This is a genomic window from Microbacterium sp. F51-2R (assembly GCF_052180235.1).
GTDB lineage: Bacteria > Actinomycetota > Actinomycetes > Actinomycetales > Microbacteriaceae > Microbacterium.
Map to the genome: position 1 here is coordinate 1,450,365 of NZ_CP197470.1, position 20,423 is coordinate 1,470,787.

The 20,423-nt window shown below is 70.3% G+C and carries 18 protein-coding genes and 3 tRNA genes; 2 read left to right on the forward strand and 19 right to left on the reverse strand.

Translation table 11 applies throughout. The features are described 5' to 3' along the window. Positions 1 to 75: 75 nt before the first annotated feature. The 4 genes from ACSBPH_RS06630 to ACSBPH_RS06645 form a co-directional block, all read right to left on the reverse strand. Positions 76 to 149: transfer RNA gene (locus ACSBPH_RS06630), tRNA-Met, on the reverse strand. A 36-nt stretch (positions 150 to 185) separates the two neighbouring features. Then, a tRNA-Thr gene (locus ACSBPH_RS06635) sits at positions 186 to 257 on the reverse strand. A gap of 105 nt (positions 258 to 362) precedes the next feature. Beyond that, positions 363 to 1,865 (reverse strand): peptidoglycan DD-metalloendopeptidase family protein, encoded by a 1,503-nt coding sequence (locus ACSBPH_RS06640; protein ID WP_442576803.1) that lies wholly within the window; start codon positions 1,863 to 1,865, stop codon positions 363 to 365. A 321-nt stretch (positions 1,866 to 2,186) separates the two neighbouring features. Then, positions 2,187 to 2,981, reverse strand: coding sequence for an inositol monophosphatase family protein (locus ACSBPH_RS06645; protein WP_442576804.1), 795 nt, complete (start codon positions 2,979 to 2,981; stop codon positions 2,187 to 2,189). An 84-nt stretch (positions 2,982 to 3,065) separates the two neighbouring features. Between ACSBPH_RS06645 and ACSBPH_RS06650 the strand changes: the two genes are divergently transcribed. Further along, entirely contained in the window at positions 3,066 to 4,640 is a 1,575-nt protein-coding gene (locus ACSBPH_RS06650) for a phytoene desaturase family protein (protein ID WP_442576805.1), read from the forward strand. A gap of 83 nt (positions 4,641 to 4,723) precedes the next feature. On the opposite strand, the gene ACSBPH_RS06655 is transcribed toward ACSBPH_RS06650, so the two are convergent. From ACSBPH_RS06655 to ACSBPH_RS06700, 10 genes are all read right to left on the reverse strand, one after another. Continuing rightward, positions 4,724 to 5,707, reverse strand: coding sequence for a hypothetical protein (locus ACSBPH_RS06655; protein WP_442576806.1), 984 nt, complete (start codon positions 5,705 to 5,707; stop codon positions 4,724 to 4,726). Positions 5,708 to 5,840: 133 nt separating this feature from the next. Then, positions 5,841 to 6,764, reverse strand: coding sequence for an ROK family protein (locus ACSBPH_RS06660; protein WP_442576807.1), 924 nt, complete (start codon positions 6,762 to 6,764; stop codon positions 5,841 to 5,843). A gap of 119 nt (positions 6,765 to 6,883) precedes the next feature. Next, positions 6,884 to 6,965 (reverse strand) — tRNA-Tyr (locus ACSBPH_RS06665). Between the two features lie 121 nt (positions 6,966 to 7,086). Next, complete coding sequence (locus tag ACSBPH_RS06670; RefSeq protein ID WP_442576808.1) at positions 7,087 to 8,004, reverse strand: PfkB family carbohydrate kinase; 918 nt, start codon at positions 8,002 to 8,004, stop codon at positions 7,087 to 7,089. Then, on the reverse strand, positions 8,001 to 8,495 hold the full coding sequence (locus ACSBPH_RS06675) for an FBP domain-containing protein (RefSeq protein WP_442576809.1): 495 nt from the start codon (positions 8,493 to 8,495) through the stop codon (positions 8,001 to 8,003). Before ACSBPH_RS06675 ends, ACSBPH_RS06670 begins: the two co-directional genes overlap by 4 nt. A gap of 29 nt (positions 8,496 to 8,524) precedes the next feature. Continuing rightward, positions 8,525 to 9,364 carry a hypothetical protein gene (locus ACSBPH_RS06680; RefSeq protein WP_442576810.1) on the reverse strand — a complete coding sequence of 280 codons (840 nt, stop codon included), beginning with the start codon at positions 9,362 to 9,364 and terminating at the stop codon, positions 8,525 to 8,527. After that, positions 9,364 to 11,367: a glycoside hydrolase family 13 protein gene (locus ACSBPH_RS06685; protein WP_442576811.1), complete on the reverse strand. Its 2,004-nt coding sequence runs from the start codon at positions 11,365 to 11,367 to the stop codon at positions 9,364 to 9,366. Before ACSBPH_RS06685 ends, ACSBPH_RS06680 begins: the two co-directional genes overlap by 1 nt. Before the next feature lie 148 nt (positions 11,368 to 11,515). After that, positions 11,516 to 12,490, reverse strand: a complete 975-nt coding sequence (locus tag ACSBPH_RS06690; RefSeq protein ID WP_442576812.1) for a sugar ABC transporter permease — start codon at positions 12,488 to 12,490, stop codon at positions 11,516 to 11,518. Then, positions 12,490 to 14,088, reverse strand: coding sequence for an ABC transporter permease subunit (locus ACSBPH_RS06695; protein WP_442576813.1), 1,599 nt, complete (start codon positions 14,086 to 14,088; stop codon positions 12,490 to 12,492). The genes ACSBPH_RS06690 and ACSBPH_RS06695 overlap by 1 nt, the downstream gene beginning before the upstream one ends. Before the next feature lie 97 nt (positions 14,089 to 14,185). After that, positions 14,186 to 15,436, reverse strand: coding sequence for a sugar ABC transporter substrate-binding protein (locus ACSBPH_RS06700; RefSeq protein ID WP_442576814.1), 1,251 nt, complete (start codon positions 15,434 to 15,436; stop codon positions 14,186 to 14,188). Between the two features lie 268 nt (positions 15,437 to 15,704). Here ACSBPH_RS06700 and ACSBPH_RS06705 point away from each other — a divergent pair, with 268 nt between their 5' ends. Beyond that, positions 15,705 to 16,193 carry a YajQ family cyclic di-GMP-binding protein gene (locus ACSBPH_RS06705; protein ID WP_141884055.1) on the forward strand — a complete coding sequence of 163 codons (489 nt, stop codon included), beginning with the start codon at positions 15,705 to 15,707 and terminating at the stop codon, positions 16,191 to 16,193. Here the strand turns inward: ACSBPH_RS06705 and ACSBPH_RS06710 are convergent. The 5 genes from ACSBPH_RS06710 to ACSBPH_RS06730 form a co-directional block, all read right to left on the reverse strand. Continuing rightward, entirely contained in the window at positions 16,184 to 16,402 is a 219-nt protein-coding gene (locus ACSBPH_RS06710; protein ID WP_442576815.1) for a hypothetical protein, read from the reverse strand. The genes ACSBPH_RS06705 and ACSBPH_RS06710 overlap by 10 nt on opposite strands. 116 nt (positions 16,403 to 16,518) lie before the next feature. Then, positions 16,519 to 17,892 (reverse strand): FAD-dependent oxidoreductase, encoded by a 1,374-nt coding sequence (locus tag ACSBPH_RS06715; protein ID WP_442576816.1) that lies wholly within the window; start codon positions 17,890 to 17,892, stop codon positions 16,519 to 16,521. A 65-nt stretch (positions 17,893 to 17,957) separates the two neighbouring features. Next, positions 17,958 to 19,013 carry a polyprenyl synthetase family protein gene (locus ACSBPH_RS06720; RefSeq protein WP_442576817.1) on the reverse strand — a complete coding sequence of 352 codons (1,056 nt, stop codon included), beginning with the start codon at positions 19,011 to 19,013 and terminating at the stop codon, positions 17,958 to 17,960. A gap of 92 nt (positions 19,014 to 19,105) precedes the next feature. Continuing rightward, the gene (locus tag ACSBPH_RS06725) at positions 19,106 to 19,777 is read right to left on the reverse strand and encodes a class I SAM-dependent methyltransferase (RefSeq protein ID WP_442577255.1); all 672 of its coding nucleotides are present in this window, start codon (positions 19,775 to 19,777) and stop codon (positions 19,106 to 19,108) included. A gap of 81 nt (positions 19,778 to 19,858) precedes the next feature. After that, entirely contained in the window at positions 19,859 to 20,422 is a 564-nt protein-coding gene (locus ACSBPH_RS06730; protein ID WP_442576818.1) for a DUF402 domain-containing protein, read from the reverse strand. Position 20,423 lies beyond the last annotated feature (1 nt).

Genomic DNA, 20,423 nt, shown 5'->3' on the forward strand with positions numbered 1-20,423 from the left:
TTTCGAGGGGGTGAGCACGCGGCAAGCACGGGTCAGACACGACAAAACCCCCGGAAATCCGGGGGTTTCGATCTGTAGCAGGAGCGGGGCTTGAACCCGCGACCTCACGATTATGAGTCGTGCGCTCTCACCAACTGAGCTACCCTGCCGCACCGCATCCGTCGGTCACGAAACCGGATGCTGCGAGCCCCGAGTCAGGATTGAACTGACGACCCCTTCCTTACCATGGAAGTGCTCTGCCACTGAGCTATCGGGGCGTGCTGCCCGCATGCGGGCAACTAGACGAGGATACCAGAGCCGAGGCATCCGTCTTAATCGTGGCGACCCTGTGGGCGAGTCGCAGCGCGCGATCCGGCTCGGGATCAGCCGAGGTCGTAGCGGCCCGCGTTCGCGCGCAGCCAGACGATCGGGTCGATCGCGGTCGTGCCGTTCTGCAGGATCTCGAAGTGGGTGTGCGCACCGAACGAGCGGCCCGTGTTTCCCGTGTTGCCGAGGATCGTGCCGACCGTCACGTGATCGCCGACCTTGACCTTCAGCGAGCCGTAGAGCATGTGCGCGTAGCGGCTCGAGACCAGCTGGCCGTCGATGATGTGGTCGATCACGACGGTCACGCCGTACGCGCCGCCGCTGTTCGTCGCGATGCGAACGGTGCCGTCCGCGATCGCCTGCACGTCGGCCCCCTGGCCGGGCACGAAGTCCGCTCCCTCGTGCATGCGGCCGTCGCGCATGCCGAAGCCGAACGTGATCCCTACGCCGACCTTGAAGGGCCACTGGATCGCGGCATTGGGGTCGTTGACGTAGAAGTTCGAGTAGTTGGTGATGCCTTCTTCGGCAGCGAGCTCGCCCATCGACACGGTCGAGTAGTTCTCGTTGCGGTCGAGCGCGACGTTCTCGATGCCCTCGGGGGCGACGTAGGCCTGGATGTCGTTCGAGTCTGCATCGAGGCCGGAGCCCTTCGCCGCGACGAGCGACGTCGGCTCGGTGCCGGTCACGGCGGCCACCGCATCGGCGGGCGTGGTCATGCCGACGGTCAGCAGGCCGACGATTCCCATGACGCCGACCGAGAACGAGGCCGTGGCGACCTGGCGGCCGATGCGGCGCCCGCGGCGGGGGGCGACGTGCGTCGCTGCGGCCGGCTCGGGCTCAACCTCGACGTCGGGCTCGGGCGCGGTCTGCGACTGGACGGGCGTCTCGCCGGTGAACGCGAAGAGACGGGCGGCGGCTTCGAACTCGTCGACATCGGATGCCTCGGCAGGCGCTTCTTCGACCGACTCGGCCTCGTCGACCGGCGCGGGGACGTCCGCCGGCTCGAGGAGCTCGAAGGGCTCGTCGGCACTGTGCGGAGCCTCGGTGGTGGCGACGCTGCCGCCCTGCACGGCGGCAGCGGCGGCCGCTGCTGCGGCAGCCCACGCGATCGCCGCGGTGGGGACGGTGTGTGCGGAAGCCTCGGGCGCGGCCGGCGCGGCGGACGCGTCGGGCGTCGCTGAAGCCTCGAAGGTGTCGTCGATGACCGGCGTCGGACGCGTGCGGATGCGACGGCTCGCGCGCGTCATCGGCGCAGCGGGCGCCGGGGACTCGGCATCCTGCGGCTCCGACGGAATCTGCTCGGAGATCGCGCTCGCCTCGAGAACGGGAGCACCCGCGGGAATCGGGTCGGAGGCGACGGGCGCCTCGACGACGGGAGCTTCGAGCACCGGAGCATCGGCGGGGATCGGGTCGGACGCGACCGCTGCATCGGCGATCACCGGCTCGAGGACGGGGGCATCGGCGGCGATGGGGTCGGAAGCGACGGAAGCGCCGACCACCGACCAGACGGTGCGCTGCGCAGAGGCCGATCGCTGGGCGCGGGCGTCGCGCCGACTCACCAGGGACTCCGAGGTCTCTGCAGCGGCCTGCGAGGCAGGCGTTGCGGAGGGGCGACTGGATCGGCGCGTGCGCGCTGGCTCAGCCATCGGGGCGTCAAAAGGCAAAAGGCGGGGGCTCTCGGGTCGGAGTCGCTCGCGTGGAACAACGGAGGGCGTACTTCGGGCTTCTGATCACCTCGCCGTTCGGGCGGCGAAAGTAACGATCGGATAAACCCTACCCCGATACACCTGAGAAAGCCATGTCAAGGGGCGGCGCGTGTCCGATATATCAGCTATACGCGATCACCCGTGAAAGCGCCAGGCGACGGCGGCAGCCGCCTCTCAGTCTGCCGCAAGCGTCTGGATCTTCTCGTACAGTTCGGGACCGGCCGCGATGATGAGCGCGCGGTCGTGGGCATCGGGCGGAAGAACGCCCATCATCCCGCCGGCCTCGGTGACGAGGAGCCCGCCTGCGGCGTGGTCCCACGGCTGCAGGCCGCGCTCGAAGTACGCGTCGATGCGCCCTGCGGCGACGAACGCGAGGTCGAGCGAGGCGGCGCCGATGCGGCGGATGTCGCGCGCGAGAGGCATGACCCGCGCGAGCCGGGCGAGATCGCCGGCGTGCGTCTCGGGCCGGTACCCGAACCCCGTGGCGACGAGGGCGCCTGCGGGCGGGATCTCGATGTTGACGGTGAGGCGCTCTTCGCCGAGCCACGCGCCGTGGTCGCGCGCGGCGTGGAAGAGCTCCCCCGAGGCGGGGTTGAAGACGGCGGCCGCCACGCGTTCCCATTCGGCAGGATTCGGGTCGCCCGCGATCGCCGCGATGCTCACGGCGTACGACGGGATGCCGTAGGCGTAGTTGACGGTGCCGTCGATCGGGTCGACGACCCACGTGATGTCGCTCGTGCCGCGCTGCGCGCCCGACTCCTCGCCGAGGAAGCCGTCGTCGGGCCGCTCCGCCGACAGACGCGCGCGGACGAGCTGCTCGACCTCGCGATCGGCCTCCGTGACGATGTCGGCGAGGTGCGACTTGGTCGCCGCGATCTCGACGCCTTCCCGGCGACGACTGCGGGCGAGCTCCCCGGCCTCGCGAGCGATGTCGCAGGCGAGCGCCTCCAGATCCTGTGCAGACGGCATGCGTCCACGCTATCGCCGCGGGCGAGCCGACGGTTGCCCTCCGGCGGGGATCACCAGATGCCGCGGCCCGGCTAGCGTGGGCGGATGGACTCCCGCATCCACGACGTCGTGATCATCGGGGGCGGCCACAACAGCCTTGTCGCCGCCGCCTATCTCGCCCGCGCCGGCAAGGACGTCGTCGTGCTCGAGCGGCTCGACCACGTGGGCGGAGCCGCCGTGTCGGAACGGCCGTGGGACGGGGTGGACGCCCGCCTCTCGCGCTACTCCTATCTCGTGAGCCTGCTGCCGCGCCGCGTCATCGACGACCTCGGGCTGCAGATCGACCTCCGCCGCCGCCGCTACTCCTCTTACACGCCCGATCCGGCAGACCCCTCCCGCGGCATCCTCGTCGACACGATGGATGCCGCGGCCACCGCCGACTCGTTCGCCCGCACGACGGGCGATCCCGGCGAGGCGCAGCGCTTCGCCGCCTTCTCCCGTCGGATCGCGCCGCTCGGGCGCACGATCTTCCCGACGATGACGGAGCCGCTCCCCCGCGCCCGCGACCTGCGCGAGCGGCTCGGCGACGACGGCCTGTGGGCGGCGATCGCAGAAGAGCCGCTCGGAGCGCTGCTGCACTCGTCGCTCGCGAGCGACCTCGCCCGTGGCATCGCCTTCACCGACGCCCTCATCGGCACGTTCTCGCACTCCGGCGACGAGGCGCTTCGGCAGAACCGCTGCTTCCTCTATCACGTGATCGGCGGCGGGACCGGCGATTGGGACGTGCCCGTCGGCGGCATGGGTCGCGTGACGGCGGAGCTCGAGCGAGCGGCTCGGGATGCCGGGGCCGACGTGCGCACGAACGTCGAGGCCGAGGCGCTCTCACCCGACGGCGTGGTCACCCTCGAGGGCGGTGGAAGCATCACCGGCCGGCTCGTGCTGAGCGGCGTCGGCCCGGCGGTGCTCGACGCACTCCTCGCGGCGGGCGGGGCGCCGACGCCCGCCCCGCCGGCGCGGCCGGAGGGCGCGCAGGTCAAGATCAACATGCTGCTGCGGCGTCTCCCCCGGCTCCGCGACGCCACGGTCTCGCCCGAGGTCGCCTTCGCCGGCACGTTCCACATCAACGAGACGCTGACCCAGCTCGACGACGCGTTCGCGCAGGCGACGAGCGGCGGCATCCCGAACCCCCTCCCCGCCGAGATCTACTGCCATTCGCTGACCGACCCGTCGATCCTCGGCCCCGAGCTGCGGGCGTCGGGCGCGCAGACGCTGACGCTCTTCGGACTGCAGGTGCCGCACCGGCTCGTCGTGGATCAGGATCAGGATGCCGCGCGCTCCGCGCTGCTGCAGGCGGCCCAGGCATCGCTCGACTCCGTGCTCGCCGAGCCGATCGCGAACTGCGTCTACGAGGCGCCCGACGGGAGCGCGTGCATCGAGGCGCGGACGACCGCCGACCTCGAGGACTCGCTCGGCATGGTCGGCGGCGACATCTTCCACGGGCCGCTCTCGTGGCCGTGGGCCCGCGACGACGACCCTCTGGACTCGCCGGCGCGGCGGTGGGGCGTCGCGACGGCGCACGATTGTGTGCTGGTGTGCGGGTCGGGCGCCGTGCGCGGCGGCGCGGTGAGCGGCCTCGGCGGGCAGAACGCCGCGATGGCGGCGCTGGAGCTGCTCGGCTGAGCGGTGGCGCGCTGCCGCGCCGGACGTGGGCGGCCGCCTCAAAGGGCGAGCCTGCGGGCGCCGGCCGATGTGAAGGTCGGGTTTCAGACCCGGGGCGGGAGGGGCGGCGGAGGCGGATAGCCCTCGTATCCCGAGCCGTCGGGGCCCGACGCGCCGGCCGCGGTCGGGTGTGGGCCGGGTCCGGGCCAGCCGCCCGGCGCCCCCGGCGCCTGCCAGGTGGGGTATCCCGAGTCGTGCGTCGGCGCCACCGGTGCGACCGGCGGAACCGGCGCGATCGCTTGCGCGACCGTCGACGGATACCCCGTGTAGTACGCGTTCCAATCCGGCTGCCCGTCGGGCATGACGGGCAGCGGCGTGACGCCGTCGGCATACGTCGGCCATGCCTGCGGTACGACCGGGCCGGGCTGCGGCGCGTACGCGGCGTAGCGGCGCGCGACGGGCTGCCGAGGTGCGAACAGCGCATTGACGAGGGGCACGAGCGCCGTTCCTACGGCCGCGAGGATCGCGATCGCGACGACGGCACGCCAGTACGGGTCGTCGTACGTGAAGTAGTCGTGGAACGCGAGCGGGATGACGAGCATGGCCGCGAGGACGACGACGAGCACGATCGTGATGATCGTCACGACGCGGGTGAACGTGGTGACGTGGCGCTGATGCGCCTTGATCATCAGGCGCGCGTGCAGCAGCGCGAGCAGCAGGATCAGGACGATCAGGAGGAACGAGACGAACCGGCCGAACCCGTCGAAGTAGTACCAGCCCGGCGCCGGCAGCCAGATGAGGATGGCCCCGAAGAGGAGGCACAGCACCCACGTCACCATGCTTGCGAGGGCGAACCACGCCGGCCGGCGCGGAGCCAGGCGTGCGTCGAGGAGCGCGGCGCCCGCGAAGGCGGCGAGGAGGAGGACCGTGAGGAACGCGCGGCCGACCACGCCGTTGTCGGTGCCGATGAGCACCCAGATGACGCAGACGATCGCGGCGACGATCAGCGCCCCGATTGCGACCCACAGTGAGATGCGGATGAGCTTCGAGTCGGCGGAGCCGGTCGGCGGGTGCTCGGGCGCGGTCATGGTCACTCCCCTTTCCGCGGGCCCCCGCCCGCACGCCCATCCTGGCACGCGAGGCCCATCGGGGAGAGGGTCGGTTCGTTCCGGGGACGGATGCCGCGCTCCCGGCGTCGTGGGTTCGTGAACCGCGCTCGGCTCAGCCGCGCAGCACAAGCGCGGCGGCGCCCAGCAGCGGTCCGTCTCCGCCGAGGGAGGAGCGCTCCACCCGCACGGCCTTCGCGTAGGGCAGCACGGCCGACCGCTCGGCGGCGGCGCGGACGAGATCGATGTAGTCGTCCGCCACGTTCACGAACCCGCCCGCGATGGCGGCCGCCTCGAGATCGAACAGGGTCGCCGCCGTCGCGATCGCCCGGCCCACGGCATCCGCCGACCGATGCACGGCGCGGATCGCGATGTCGTCGCCGGAGCGGTAGGCCGCGGCGAGTTCCTCGCCGCTCGCGCCGGGCCAGCCCTGTGCCCGCGCCCACGCGACGGTCGCCGTGCCCGAGCCGATCGCCTCGACGGTGCCCGCGAACGGATCGCCATCGGCGGCGGCGTCGATGCGGATCTGGCCGATGTGTCCCGCATTGCCCGACGCGCCCGTCACGGGCTGGTCGTTCGCGATGAAGCCGCCGCCGATGCCCGTCGACACGACCATCGCGAGTCCCGTGCGGCAGCCGGCGAGCGCACCGAGCCAGTGCTCGGCGAGCGCGATGCACGTGCCGTCCAGGGCGAGCCGCACCGGCACGTGCGGCGCGAGGCCACCGAGGAGCTCGACGACCGCCAACCCGCGGGCGTTCGGGAGATTGAGCGGCGAGACCACGCCGTGCGGCAGGTCGACGGGGCCGGCCGATCCGATGCCGATCCCGAGGAGGCGCTGCTCGCCGGTCAGGTGTGCGAGGGCGGATGCCGCGGCCTCGGTGATCGAGTCCGCGATCTGCTCGCGGCTCGAGGCGCGGCCCGTCGGGCGACGCACCGTCGTGCCGGGCAGCACGCGGCCGTCGTGCGTGACGAGGGCGGCGTCGACTTTCGTTCCGCCGATGTCGACGGCGAGGGCCACGGGGGCGGAGTCGTCGGGCACAGAGCCTCCTCGTCGAGGGATCGTCACGCCCACGCTAGCCGGGAGACCGTCCGTTATCGACCCTCGCAACGCGTGGTGAAACGCAAGAAGGCCCCGGTCAGGGGGCCTTCTCAGGTGCGTGGCGAGTGAGGGATTCGAACCCCCGAAGTCTAAGACGGCTGATTTACAGTCAGATCCCTTTGGCCGCTTGGGTAACTCGCCAGTGCGCACCCGCCCGGCTTTCTCAGTCGACCGGAGGCGCGATCAGCAATATTACCCTCCAACCCCGGCGGCCAGAAATCGGCTCCGCGACGCCGGGAAACCGGCGTGTTCCGCGCGCGGATCAGGTGCCGATGCGGTCGAGATCGATGCCCTCGACGGCGGACGGCAGACGCAGGAGCGCCCCCTCGAACCGGCAGGTCGCCGCCGCGACATCCATCGCCCGCTCCAGCAGTGCTCCCCACGCGTCGGCGTCATCCGGCGTGCCCTCCAGCAGCCCCGCGATGGCCGTCGCGAAGGCGGCGTCGCCCGCGCCCATCGTGTCGACGATGCGGCCCGGGAGCGACGAGATGGGGCGGGTCACGACATCCATCCCCGCTTCGATGGCTGCCCCCGCCGACCCCTGCGTCGCGAGCACGGCCCGTACCCCCAGGTCGACGAGCCGCGCGCGCAGCGCGTCCAGCGGCTCGCCGTAGAGGAGCGTCGCGTCGTCCTCGCCGACCTTCACGAGGGCGGCGCCGGCCGCGAGGCTCTCGAAGCCGCGGACGAACTCGGCGCGGTCCGACATCATGCCCGAGCGCGGGTTGGGGTCGATCGCGAGGCGGGAGCCGGCATCCTGAACCGCCTGCTCGAACTCGAGGGTCTGCGCGACGTCGTCGAACGGGAAGCAGCTGACCGCGACGAGAGGGGCTTGGGCGATGGCCGCGCGTTCGGCGTCGCCGAAGCGGATGCGGCGCTTCTTCGCGGCCTCGTTGAAGACGTACTCCGGCTCGCCGCCGCCGCTGCGGGTGCTGACGGCCCGCGACGACCCATGCGGACCCGTCGTCGCGATCAGCTCGACGCCGAAGTCCGCGAGATACGAGCGGATGTGGTCGCCGGCTTCGTCCTCCCCCACCATCGCGATGAGCGCCGCGGAGACGCCCAGGCGCGACAGCCCGACGGCCACGTTGAGCGCCGCACCCCCGACGAACTCGCGGACGCCCGAATCGTCGCGCAGCTCGTCGATCAGCGCATCGCCGACGACGACGACTCTGCCGCTCATGCCGCGGCCCCCTCGAGCACGCGCTCGACGAAGGCCTCGATCCGGCGGCGGGTGCCGTCGATCTTCATGTCGACGCTCGCGCGGATCTCGCTCGGCGCGAGGGGCGCAGCGAGCCGGACATTCTCGTGGCACGACAGGTCGCGGCAGATGTAGGTGCCGATGCTGTCGCCCAGCGAACCGGCGGTACCCGCCTTGCGCGCCGTGAACAGCGCGACCTGGTCGGCGGGCTGCATCGTGTGGCAGAGGTTGCACATCGCCGACCGGGCGCGCGAACTGCCCTCGGAGGCACGCAGCACGACTCCCGTCGGGCGGCCGTCGACCTCCGCGATGACGTAGCCGCGGCCGCGGTTGCGCGGATCGCGCCACGCGAAGAAATCGAGGTGGTCCCAATCCGTGAGCATGAAGTCAGCGGGCACGGACACGAGCCTCAGGTCGTCGGGACCGGCGTTCACGAACACCGCACGCACGTCGTCCTCGGTCAATGGGCGCATGGATCCTCCTCGCCGTGGCGACCCCCAGTCTACGAAACAGCCCTGGGGAGGGAAGGGGACGGATGCCGCGTCCCCGCGCGCGTCGATGTCCAGCCGAGTCGCTCGGCGACCGCGTCCGCCCCGCGCGTCGGGAACTCCGGCCAGCCGGGGGCGAGCTCGCAAAGGAGGTCGAACAGGTCGCGCGCCGCCTCCTCGACGGGCTGCGCGAGAGCCTGCTCGATGCGCCGCGCCCAGTCCGGGAAGTCCTTCTCGAAGCGGCGCGTGGCGTCGATCGTGTCGCGCGCGCTGGTCGATCCGCCCGGGTGGCGACCCCGGACGACCCGGACGAGCAGGCGCACCGCCCACCCCCGGACGAAGTCGCTCGCATTCACCACCTCGCCGCGGCGCGCACGGCCGACGCCGATCAGCAGCTTGACGAGCACGAGGCGGGCGTCGTTGGCGGGGTCGAACGCGTCTGCCGCCGCCGCTCGTGCCCGTGATTCGGCGAGCAGCCGGGCGACCGTCCGCTCCTCGTCATCGACCATCACGGTCGCGGCTCCCGCGAGCGCGCCGGCGAGCTCCGAGGCATCCGAGAACGCGAACTCGAAGACATGCCCGTCGTCGTACACGGCGACGAAGCCGAGCTCGCCCTCGCGGGCCGTGAGCACGATCGACTCCTGCTCGGGGAGCCAGGAGAGGTCGGGGCGCACCACCGGTCCGCGCCCTTCCCGGGTGATCGCGAAGAAGTCGTGGTCGGACCACTCGTCGCGACGATCGGCGGCGTCCTCAGAGGCGGAGCCGAGCAGCACGATCCCGGCGAAGTCGGGGTGGGCGCGCACGGCATCCGCGAGGCCGGCGCTGAGCGTGTCGAAGCGGACCGGGGCGGCCATCACTCGCCCTCCGGCGCCGGCTGCGCCTCGGGCGCCACGACCGCCTCCGCCGCCACGGTGTGCGCACCGTCGTCGGTCGCGGGTCCGGCGACGGCGCCGGAGAGCGTCGAGGCCGAGGCATCCGGCACCCGCACTCCCGGAAGCGACCACGCCGCGAACACCGGACCGTCGGCCGTGATCGCGACGGCGCCGTCAGCCGCCGTCGCGAAGGTGGCGTCGCCGAAGAGCGCCTCGGCCTCTCCCACGCTCGGGACCAGGCCCGGGGCGAGCTCGACGTCGACGTCGGTGCGGCTCGCGATCACGAGAACGCTCTCGTCCGCGCTCTCGCGCACGAAGACGATGACATCGTCGTCGACGTGCAGCCAGCGCAGTCCGCCGGCGCCGAGCACGGGGTGCGAGCGGCGAAGGGCGATGAGGTCGCGGTAGAGGTCCATCCGCTCCGCGATCGCCGGCTCGCCCGCACGACCCCACGGGATCGGCGTGCGGCTGGACTCGCCGTCGACCCCGGTCAGCCCGAACTCGTCGCCCGCGAAGACGACCGGCACGCCCGGCAGCGTCATCGACAGCCCCGCCGCAACGGGCGCGACGCCGGGCGCGGCATTCGTCGCGAAGCGCGCGGTGTCGTGCGAGTCGAGGGCCAGCATGTTGCCGAGGCGCACGCGCCACGGGATCGTCGCCGAGAAGCGCGTCACCGTCTCGAAGAAGTCGCGCGCCGTGTAGCGCGGGATGCCGCCGACCGGCTGCCCGAAGAACCACGGCGCCGTGTGGACCCGCCCCTCGGCGTCGAGGTACGGCTCGAAGGTCGGCTCGCTGAGCCATGCCCACAGGGGCCGCGTGAACGACGGATACGTCATGGCCCCGTGCCAGCCGTCGCCTTGCAAGTCGCTCGCGGCGTCGTTCGTCGACTCGCCGAGGACGATCGCATCGGGGTTGGTCGAGAGCACCGTGCGGCGCAGCAGCTGGCGCACCTCGGCGTTCAGGTCGACATCGCCGTGGCGACCCGTCATGTTCGCGACGTCGACCCGCCACCCGTCGAGGCTGTAGGGAGGCGTGAGCCACTTCGCCACGATCGAGTCGGGACCGTCGATGAACCGGCGGCGCAGCGCCTCCGAGGCCCAGTCGAACTTCGGCAGGCTCGCGTAGCCGAGCCACGACACATACTGCTCGTTGTCGGCGTCGAGGAAGTAGTAGTACTCCTGCTCGGGCGCGCCGGGATTGCGGTGCGCCGAGCGGAACCACTCGTGACCGTCGCCCGAGTGGTTGCTCGTGAGGTCTCCGATGACACGGATGCCGCGCCCGTGGGCCTTCTCGACCAGTTCGACCAGCGCGGCGTCGCCGCCGAGCAGCGGGTCGACGCGGTCGAAGCTCGAGGCGTTGTAGCGGTGGTTCGACTCGGCCGGGAAGACGGGCGTGAAGTAGAGGAGGTTCACGCCGAGCCCCGTGAGGTGGTCGAGCTTCTCGATGACCCCCGGCAGGTCGCCGCCGTAGAACTGCTGCGAACGGCCCGGCGCGACGTGGTCGACCGGGTCGTCCCACTCCGCCGGGATCGCCCAGTCGGGCGTGGGGTGGAGGTCGGCCTGGTCCGACCGCGCGAACCGGTCGGGGAAGACCTGGTACATCACGGCGTCGTGCAGCCACTCGGGCGCGGGCGGCGCCGCGACGAGGGCGAAGTCCTCGGCGTCGAGCGTTTCGATGGTGTGGAGACCGGTCTGGTTGAGCCACTCGACCCGGCCGTCCTCGTGCACGAGCAGCCACCGGTAACCGTGCCGGGGGTTGCCGACCCGCACGGCGGCCTCCCACCACTCCCAGCCGTCGACGGCGCCGAGGGACGAGGCATCCGTCCATTCCGGCTCGTGATCGGGGTTGGAGCGCGTGCGCACCGCCGCGAGCGGGCCGTAGCCCTCGGGCACGCGCAGACGCACGCGCACGAGCTCGCCCAATGCGGGGGCGGAGTTCGAGACGTACAGCGGCGAGCCGTCGTGGTGGGGGGCGAGGAGTGTCATCGGCGAGAGTCCTTCCGGAGTCGCGCGGCCGTCCGCCGCGCAGGGTGCGACGTGGTTGCACGGCGGGACGCCATGACAGAGCCCGTGAATTGTTGTTCTGTTGTGGATCGTACGGGGGCGACGGATGCCTCGCCCCGAGGCATCCGTCTTACTTGACGCTGCCCGAGACCAGGCCGCCCGCGATGTAGCGCTGCAGGAAGAGGAACAGCACCATGACCGGGAGGGCCGCGAGCACGGCGCCGGCGCAGAAGATGCCCCACTTCTGGGACTGGAAGCCCGAGATGAGCTGGAACAGGCCGATCGCGACGGTCTGCTGGTTCGGGTCGGTCAGGATGACGCTCGCGATCGCGAATTCGCCGATGATGCCGATGAAGGTCAGCAGGCCGATGACCGCGAGGATGGGGGTCACCAGCGGCAGCATGATCGTGAAGAAGACGCGCGCGTGGCCCGCGCCGTCGATCTTCGCGGCCTCGTCGATCGCCGTCGGGATCGTGTTGAAGAAGCCGTACATGAGGAACGTGTTCACGCCCAGCGCGCCGCCGAGGTAGATCATGATGAGGCCCGCGTGCGTGCCGAGGCCGATGGCCGGGAACACATCGGTGATCTGGATCATGAGCAGGAAGATCGCGGTGATCGCGAGCAGCTGCGGGAACATCTGCAGCACGAGGAGCGTGGCCAGCCCGAACCGGCGGCCGCGGAACCGCATGCGCGAGAACGCGTAGGCGCCGAGCGCGCACAGCAGCACCGTGCAGATGCTCGTGATGATCGCGATGTAGAGCGAGTTGATGTACCAGCGGCCGTACGGCACGTCGGGATCATTGAAGAGGTTCACGTAGTTGCGCAGGTCGAAGCGCTGGAAGAGCACGTTCGACCCGGTGAGGGTGCCGATCGGGTTGAACGACACCGACAGGATGTAGGCGAGCGGGAAGAGCGCGAACAGGATGGCGGCCCAGGCCACGACGTGCCGCCAGCCCTTGTCGACGAACCAGTGACGGAACGAGCGCCGGTTCTGCTTCGGCTCTTCGGGCAGCGCGTCCTGCCGGTCGACGGCCTCGAGACCCTTGCGGCCGAGGCCCGAATCGGCGGCGTGGACGTTGGTTCCGCGGGGGATGACATCGCTCATCAGTTCAGGTCCTCCAGTGCCTTGGTCTGCCGGAAGCTGATCACGGCAACGATCGTCACGATGATGAAGATGAGGATCGACAGGGCCGACGCGAGACCCAGGTCACGGCCGCCACCGCCGCCGAACGCGACCTTGTAGACCATCGTGATCATGATGTCGGTCGCGCCGATGTCGAGGGTCGTGTCGGTGAACCTCGGATTGCCTCGCGTCAGCATGTAGATGACGCCGAAGTTGTTGAAGTTGTACGCGAAGGTCGCGATCAGCAGCGGCGCGACGGCGACGAAGAGCAGCGGGAGCTTGACCGAACGGAAGATCCGCCAGGCGCCCGCGCCGTCCATCTTGGCGGCCTCGATGATGTCGTCGGGGAGGGACTGCAGCGCGCCCGTCGACACGAGGAACATGTACGCGTAGCCGAGCCACATGTTGACGAAGATCACCACCCCTCGAGCGAGCCATGGATCGGCGAGCCAGGGGATCTGAGCCCCGCCCAGGAGCACCTGGTTGATGAAGCCGAACTCCTGGTTGAACAGACCCGCCCACACCAGACCCGTGAGATAGGCGGGGAACGCGTACGGGAGGATCACGAGGATGCGGTAGATCTTCTTGCCGCGCAGCGTCGGGTGGTTGAGCACGATCGCCAGGAACAGGCCGAGCGCGAAGCACACGAGGGTCGAGAGCGCCGCGAAGACGAACGTCCAGATCGTCACGCGGATGAGCGGATCGCGGATCTGATCGTTGGTGAACGCGTACGCGAAGTTCTGCCAGCCGATGACCACGCGCCATCCCGGGGTCAGCGTGCTGCCGTCCTCCGCGCGGAAGTTGCCCTGGCCGTCATCGGCATACACCTGGCCGGTATCGGTGTTCGTGAAGGTGTCGGCGGCCTCGTCGTAGGTGAGGCTCGAGACGTAGACGTAGGCCTTCTGGCCGTCGGACGTGCGAAGGGTCCCGTCGTTGATGTCGTCCGACACGGGGACGTTCACGGCGAGGATCTCGTCCTGGAAGCGGACGATCTGGCTGAGGTTGAGCTTCTCCCAGCCGCCCGGGGCCGAGGACGTCTCTTCCAGCGGCTGCTCCGACGTCCCGAAGGACGTCGTGCCACCGGGCTCTGCGACGAGGAGGCCGAACTGGTCGGCCTGCTTGTAGACCTCGACCGTGTACTCCGGCGAGTCGGGCACGCGCTCCTGCGACGTGCGCACGATCTGAGCGATCGCGTCTTCTTTCGTGCTGTTGTGCTGGTCACCGGCGTTCGTGAACGCGATGTACCCCGTGTAGATGATGACGAAGACCTGGAACACCGCGAGGAACGTGAGCCCCGGCGTGAGGTACTTGCCCGGAAGGAGACCCGGGCGGAGGTAGATGACGTTGACCCCGATGACGACGAGGCCGAGCACGACGGCGGCGATCCAGTCGCCCTTGGCGATCAGCACCCAGACGGCGAAGACGGTGAGCGCATCGATGATCGCGAGCAGGACGACCTTGACCACCAGGGCGACTATGCCGCCGGAGGTGAGCCGACGCTTGGGCATCTGGAACTTGTCATCGCCCCACGTACCCGACGCGGCCGGGGCCTTCGTCTCGGCGGATTTCACGTCGGCCATCGAAGGACGCTCCTTCTTCGCAGTGTCTCGGGATCAGATTAGGGAGGTGGGTGGGGCTGAACCAGCCCCACCCACCGTTGAGCGGTCTACCGCTCGATCAGCCGATCTTCGACTGGATGTTGCTGGCAGCGGTCTGCCACACGGTGGCGGGGTCGCCGCCTTCGCCCTTGATGATCGAGAGCTCCGCGTTGCCCCAGTCCGACCACACGGCACCCATCTCGGGGATCGCGGGCATCGGCGCGCCGGTCTGGCCGATCTTGCCGAAGGCCGCCACGTCGGCGTCGTCGGCCGCAGCCTTCTCGTACGCCGAGGTGAGTGCCGGCGGGCGACCGCCGACCTCGTAGAGGCTCATCTGCGCGTCCTCGGTGCTGAGGTAGTTGACGATGAAGTTCGTCGCCGCGAGCGCGTTCTTGGACTTGCTCGACAGGAAGAAGCCGTTCACACCGATGAAGGGCTTGGCCTCCTGGCCACCGGCGCTGGGGAGCGGGTCGATGGCGTACTTGATGCCGGCGTCCTTGATCGCGGGGACGTTCCAGGGACCGGTCAGGTAGTAGGGCGACTTGCCGGCGAGGAAGAACTCCTTCGCCTTGTCACCGTCGATGTTGGCGTTGATGACGCCCGAACCCGCAGCGCCCTGCGTCGCGAGCCACGCGGCGAAGGCCGTGCCGGCCTCGTCGCCGAGGACGAGCTGCGACGCGTCGTAGCTGCCGTCCGCGTTCTGCGCGAAGACCTGCGAGCCGAACGAGGTCTGCAGCGGGTACAGGTGGTACGGGTCACCCTGCTCGGGCGAAAGGCCCACGAGGAAGGGGTACTCGGTGCCGGCGGCCTGGCCGTTGGCGATGACCTCGTCGTACGTGGTCGCCGCGTTCGGCACGAGGTCGGTGTTGCGCACGAGCGCGACGTTCTCGATCGAGTACGGAACGCCGTAGACCTTGCCGTCGTACGTCATGGCCTGGATGGCCGACTCCGCGAAGCCGTCGGCGACGTCGCCGAGCTCGAGCGGGGCCACGACACCGGCCGACACGTAGGCGCCGAGCTTGTCGTGGGGGCTGACGATGATGTCGGGGCCCTTGCCGGTGGGGACCTGGCTGATGAAGTCCTGGTCGACCGTGCCGAAGTCCTTCGTCACCAGCTTGACGTCGATGCCCGTGTCCTTCGTGAAGGACTTGGCGACGTCTTCCAGCGCGGGCTTGCGCTCGATGTCGACCCAGACGGTGATGGGCGTCGAGTCGCCCTCGGCGGAGTCGGTGCTCCCGGCGTTTCCGCCGCCGGCGCAACCGGCGAGCAGCAGGGCGCTGCCGGCGATGAGCGCGCCGAGACCGATCACGCCTTTCTTGTTCACCTTCATCGGTGTGTGCCTCTCTCAGTGCAGTGTGGGGATGAGCCCGGCCTCAGCCGGTGCGTACACCGTGGAAGGCCGTTCTTCTGCTCGCTCAGGTTGCAAGCGCTTACATTGTTATCACGCGTCTCGCGTTTCGCAATAACCGAATCAGCCATTCGATATGCGTTTGTAACCTCCCGCGCGTGCGGAAGCGCTTCCAGGCCGCCGAGTCTGTAAACGCTTGCACCCGGCATCAGCTCTTCGTCCGCCACCGCCGCGCGGCTAGACTCGCGGCATGGCTGACTCGAGTTTTGACATCGTCTCCAAGGTCGATCACCAGGAGGCCGACAACGCGCTCAACCAGGCCCGCAAGGAGGTCGAGCAGCGCTACGACTTCAAGGGCACCGACGCCTCCATCGAGTGGAGCGGCGAAGCCGTGCTCATCAAGGCCAACTCGGAGGAGCGCGCGAAGGCGGTGCTCGACGTCTTCCAGTCCAAGCTCATCAAGCGGGGCATCTCACTCAAGAGCCTCGAGACGGGCGACCCGGTCGCCAGCGGCAAGGAGTACCGGATCACCTCGACGATCAAGGACGGCATCTCGTCCGAGAACGCGAAGAAGATCAGCAAGCTCATCCGCGACGAGGGGCCCAAGTCGGTGAAGTCGCAGATCCAGGGCGACGAGCTGCGCGTGCAGTCCAAGTCGCGCGACGACCTGCAGGAGGTGCAGCGCATGCTCAAGGCCGCCGACCTCGACGTCGACCTCCAGTTCGTCAACTACCGCTGACGACGCCCTGCGCGGCCCCTGCGCTCTGTCCGCAGACCGCGGATCGCGGTGACGACGCCGAAGACGGCGACGACGACGAGCGCGACCGCCATGAAGCCCAGCAGATTCACGCGGGGCGACAGGAGCGCGGCCAGCAGCAGCAGCGATCCGGCCACGAGCGCTGCGAGCGACCCGGTGAGGGTCCACCACCACATGCGCCGCTCTTCCACGGCACCACTCTGCCGCACACCCGGGTGAGGGCGCGCGCAGGGCACGCGGGTCGGGATGCCTGGGCCCGCCGCTGCGGCAGACGCCAAGCCGCCGAGGGGCGCGAAAAACCCCGGGCCTACTCGCCGCGGGAGATCGAGACCATCTCGTCGCGCGGCACGACCTTGATGCGGGCGCGGCCGTGCGGCTCGCCGAGACCCATCTCGTGCTGGTCGAGGCGGTGCCAGCCGTCGAGGTCGGTCCAGGCGACTCCGCGCGAGGCGAGGAGTGCGGGGATGGCGTCTTCCGACGGATCGGTCGGCTGCCACCACGACCCCTGGTCGTTGATGAGGTGACGGATGGTCTCCATGGCGTCGGACTTGGTGTGGCCGATGAGACCCACCGGCCCGCGCTTGATCCAGCCGGTCGCGTAGACGCCGGGCACGCGCTCGTTGGAGTCCTTGCGCAGCACCTGGCCCTCGTGGTTCGGGATCACGCCGTGGCGCTTGTCGAAGGGGACGCCCGGAAGCGGTGAGCCGAAGTAGCCGACCGCGCGGTAGAGCGCCTGGATGGCGACCTCGCGGATCTCGCCGGTGCCGACGACGCCGCCCTCCCCGTCGGGACGCGTGCGCTCCCAGCGGAAGGCCGACACGTGGCCCGAGGCATCCGTCACCACTTCGAGAGGCTTGGCGTAGAAGTGCAGGTGCAGGCGCCGCGAGGCCGAGCCGCCGGCGTTGTTGACCGACTCGCGCTTGCGCCACGACTGGAGCACGCGGTCGATGACCATGACCTGCTTGTTGCTCGCGATCGCCGCCCGCGAGGCGTCGTCGTAGTCGAAGTCCTCGTCGTACACGACCATGTCGACGTCGCGGAGCTCCCCGAGCTCGCGCAGCTCGAGGGGAGTGAACTTGACCTGCGCGGGCCCGCGGCGGCCGAAGACGTGCACGTCGGTGACCTTCGAGGCGGCAAGGCCCGCGTGGACGTTCTCGGGGATCTCGGTCGGCAGCAGATCCTCCGCGTGCTTGGCGAGCATGCGCGAGACGTCGAGGGCGACGTTGCCGTTGCCGATGACGGCGACGGATGCCGCGTCCAGCGGCCACTCCCGCGGCACGTCGGGGTGCCCGTCGAACCAGCTGACGAAGTCGGCCGCCCCGTACGAGCCCTCGGCGCGAATGCCCGGGATGTCGAGATCGGCGTCCTGGACGGCGCCCGTGGCGAAGATGACGGCGTTGTAGTGACGCTTGAGGTCCTCCAGCGTGATGTCCTCGCCGAAGCGCACGTTGCCGAAGATGCGGATGTCGCCGCGGTCGAGCACTTCGCGCAGAGCGGTGATGATGCCCTTGATGCGGGGGTGATCGGGGGCGACGCCGTAGCGGACGAGGCCGTACGGCGCGGGAAGCTGCTCGAAGAGGTCGATCGACACGTCGAACTTGCGCTCGGCCTTCAGCAGGATGTCGGCCGCGTAGATCCCGGCAGGGCCCGCGCCGACGATGGCGAGTCGGAGCTTGGTCATGGGGGGTCCTTTCTTGGTGCTCGGTCGACGGCGGCCCGTGGCCGGCACGGGCTCGGGCGCTCGGGTCAGCTCGAGCGATCGGCGACGGCCTGCGCGAAGCGGGTGAGGGCCTCGCGAACGGGTCCGTCGGGGATAGGGGCGAGTGCATCGATCGCGTCGCGCGACCACTTCTCCGCGAGGTCGCGGGTCGCGCCCGTCGCCTCGTGTTCGCGCAGCGCCGCAAGCGGCTCGTCGAGCAGAGCCGGGTCGGCGCCGTCCGCGATGCGCGCGACGCCCTCGTCGATCCGCTCGCGGAGGGCGACGGATGCCTCGTCCTCGCGCGTGCCCAGGAGCAGATACGGCATGGTCGGCACGCCCGCCCGCAGGTCGGTGCCGGGCACCTTGCCCGTCTCGTCGGGGTCGGCCGAGAGGTCGATCACGTCGTCGAGCAGCTGGAAGGCGACGCCCGCCTTCTCGCCGAAGACGAACATCGGCTCTTCGAACTCGGCGGGGCCGTTGCTGAAGACGACGCCCGACTGTGCGGCGGCCGCGATGAGCGACCCTGTCTTGTCGGAGAGCACCTGCAGGTAGAACTCCACGGGGTCATCGCCGGCCTGGGGGCCGACGGTCTCGTGCATCTGACCGAGCACGAGCCGCTCGAACGTGTCGGCCTGGAGGCGGATCGCCCGCTCGCCGTGGCGCGCCATGATCTGGCTGGCCCGCGAGAACAGCAGGTCGCCCGTGAGGATCGCGATGTTGTTGCCCCACACCGCGTGGGCGCTGGGCACTCCGCGGCGCTTGTCTGCGGCATCCATCACATCGTCGTGGTAGAGCGAGCCGAGATGCGTCATCTCCAGGGCCGTCGCGCCCTCGATGACCTCGTCGGTCGTGCCGACGCCGAGCTGGGCGGTGAGGATGGTGAGCATGGGGCGCACGCGCTTGCCACCGGCCTCGTAGAGGTAGCGGCTGGTCGTGTCGGCGAGCTGGTCGGAGACGCGGAGCTCGTCGCGCAGCGTCTCGTCGACGCGCTCGAGACCCGCCTCGACCGTCGCCAGGAGCCGGCGAGACCTCGGCCCCGCGAGGACGCGGTCGGTGAGGCCCAGCTTGCTCGCGAAGCGCGAGCCCGGCGCTGAGGGAGTCACATCGACCAGCCTACCGGCCCGCCGCGGACCGGGCCGAAGCGAGGACGGAACCGGCGGGTGGTTCGGCACCCGGCCGACGTCCGGCTGCGGGCTCAGCGCTCGACGGGGAGCGGCTTGCGCGCGCGGTGCAGCGCGACGATACCGAACGAGAGGTTGCGGTACGCGACATCCGTCCATCCCGTCTCGCGGATCCACCCCGACAGGGTGCGCTGATCCGGCCAGTCCTTGATGGACTCGTTGAGGTAGTCGTACGCCTCGGCGTTCGAGCTGACGGCCCGCGCGACCCCCGGCAGGATGCGGTCGTTGTAGAAGCGGTAGAGGCCGTTGAAGGCCGGCGACGGCGGGTGCGAGAACTCGCAGATCACGAGGCGCCCGCCCGGCTTCGTCACGCGCAGCAGCTCGGCGAGCGCCTTCTTCGGCTCGTTGACGTTGCGCAGCCCGAACGACATCGTGACCGCGTCGAACGCGTCGTCGTCGAACGGCAGTGCCGTGGCATCCGCTTCGACGAAGGAGAGATTGCGGATGCCTCGGTGCCGGCGCTCCCCCTCGGCGATCATGCCCGGCGAGAAGTCGGCGGCCACGACCTCGGCGCCGCTCTTGGCGAGCGAGACGCTCGAGGCGCCGGTGCCGGCGGCGAGATCGAGGATGCGCTGCCCCGGGCGCGGAGCGACGGCGCGCGTCGTCGCGACGCGCCAGAGCTGGTCGTTGCCGAGGCTCAGCACCGTGTTGGTGCGGTCGTAGCCCTTCGCGACCTGATCGAACATGCCGCTGACCCGCCGCGGATCCTTGCCGAGATCGGCGCGGTTGGACTCGTGGTCGGCAGTGCTCGAGGTCACCCGTCGAGTCTAGGCGTCGCCCGCGGTGAGCCGGAGGGCGCGAAGGCGCGCGAGCCACTGTGCGGGCGTGTCAGCGTCGAACGGCGCCCCGTGCTCCGTCACGCGCTTCTCGAGATCGACCGCGAGGCGTTCGAGCTCGGCGACGATGTCGAGCGGATACCCGTATGCGACGCGGTGCTCCTCCCACTCGTCGCGATCGTCGATCCAGATGCCGCGGCCGTCCCGCGCGTCGACGACGTCGAGGTCCATGTCGATGCCCGTGGGCTCGCCGTCACGCCATTGCACGTCCCACGCGATGTCGATGTAGACGCGGTAGGTGCCGGGCGGCGCGTTGAAGGTCGCGGCGTAGTCGCCGCTCGGCGGGACGAGCGTGACGTTGTCGGCCTCGGCGGGGAAGCTGCGACCGGGTCGCTGGCTGTTCCACCCGGCGGGCTGCCCGAACCAGTCCCCCCACTCGTCCGATCCGAGGTACACGCACTCGTGCATCCAGTGCGCGCCGTCGTCCCACTTGCGCCAGCGGAACGTCACGCGCGTGCCCGGCTCCGGCCGGACCCGACGGGGATCTTCGGTCACG

Coding starts and splice junctions, on each gene's coding strand:
- ACSBPH_RS06645 (WP_442576804.1), bottom strand. CDS start 2,981: ATGCCGTCTGCACAGGATCTGGAGGCGCTCGCCTGCGACATCGCTCGC.
- ACSBPH_RS06650 (WP_442576805.1), top strand. CDS start 3,066: ATGGACTCCCGCATCCACGACGTCGTGATCATCGGGGGCGGCCACAAC.
- ACSBPH_RS06655 (WP_442576806.1), bottom strand. CDS start 5,707: ATGACCGCGCCCGAGCACCCGCCGACCGGCTCCGCCGACTCGAAGCTC.
- ACSBPH_RS06670 (WP_442576808.1), bottom strand. CDS start 8,004: ATGAGCGGCAGAGTCGTCGTCGTCGGCGATGCGCTGATCGACGAGCTG.
- ACSBPH_RS06675 (WP_442576809.1), bottom strand. CDS start 8,495: ATGCGCCCATTGACCGAGGACGACGTGCGTGCGGTGTTCGTGAACGCC.
- ACSBPH_RS06680 (WP_442576810.1), bottom strand. CDS start 9,364: ATGGCCGCCCCGGTCCGCTTCGACACGCTCAGCGCCGGCCTCGCGGAT.
- ACSBPH_RS06685 (WP_442576811.1), bottom strand. CDS start 11,367: ATGACACTCCTCGCCCCCCACCACGACGGCTCGCCGCTGTACGTCTCG.
- ACSBPH_RS06690 (WP_442576812.1), bottom strand. CDS start 12,490: ATGAGCGATGTCATCCCCCGCGGAACCAACGTCCACGCCGCCGATTCG.
- ACSBPH_RS06695 (WP_442576813.1), bottom strand. CDS start 14,088: ATGGCCGACGTGAAATCCGCCGAGACGAAGGCCCCGGCCGCGTCGGGT.
- ACSBPH_RS06700 (WP_442576814.1), bottom strand. CDS start 15,436: ATGAAGGTGAACAAGAAAGGCGTGATCGGTCTCGGCGCGCTCATCGCC.
- ACSBPH_RS06705 (WP_141884055.1), top strand. CDS start 15,705: ATGGCTGACTCGAGTTTTGACATCGTCTCCAAGGTCGATCACCAGGAG.
- ACSBPH_RS06715 (WP_442576816.1), bottom strand. CDS start 17,892: ATGACCAAGCTCCGACTCGCCATCGTCGGCGCGGGCCCTGCCGGGATC.
- ACSBPH_RS06725 (WP_442577255.1), bottom strand. CDS start 19,777: ATGTTCGATCAGGTCGCGAAGGGCTACGACCGCACCAACACGGTGCTG.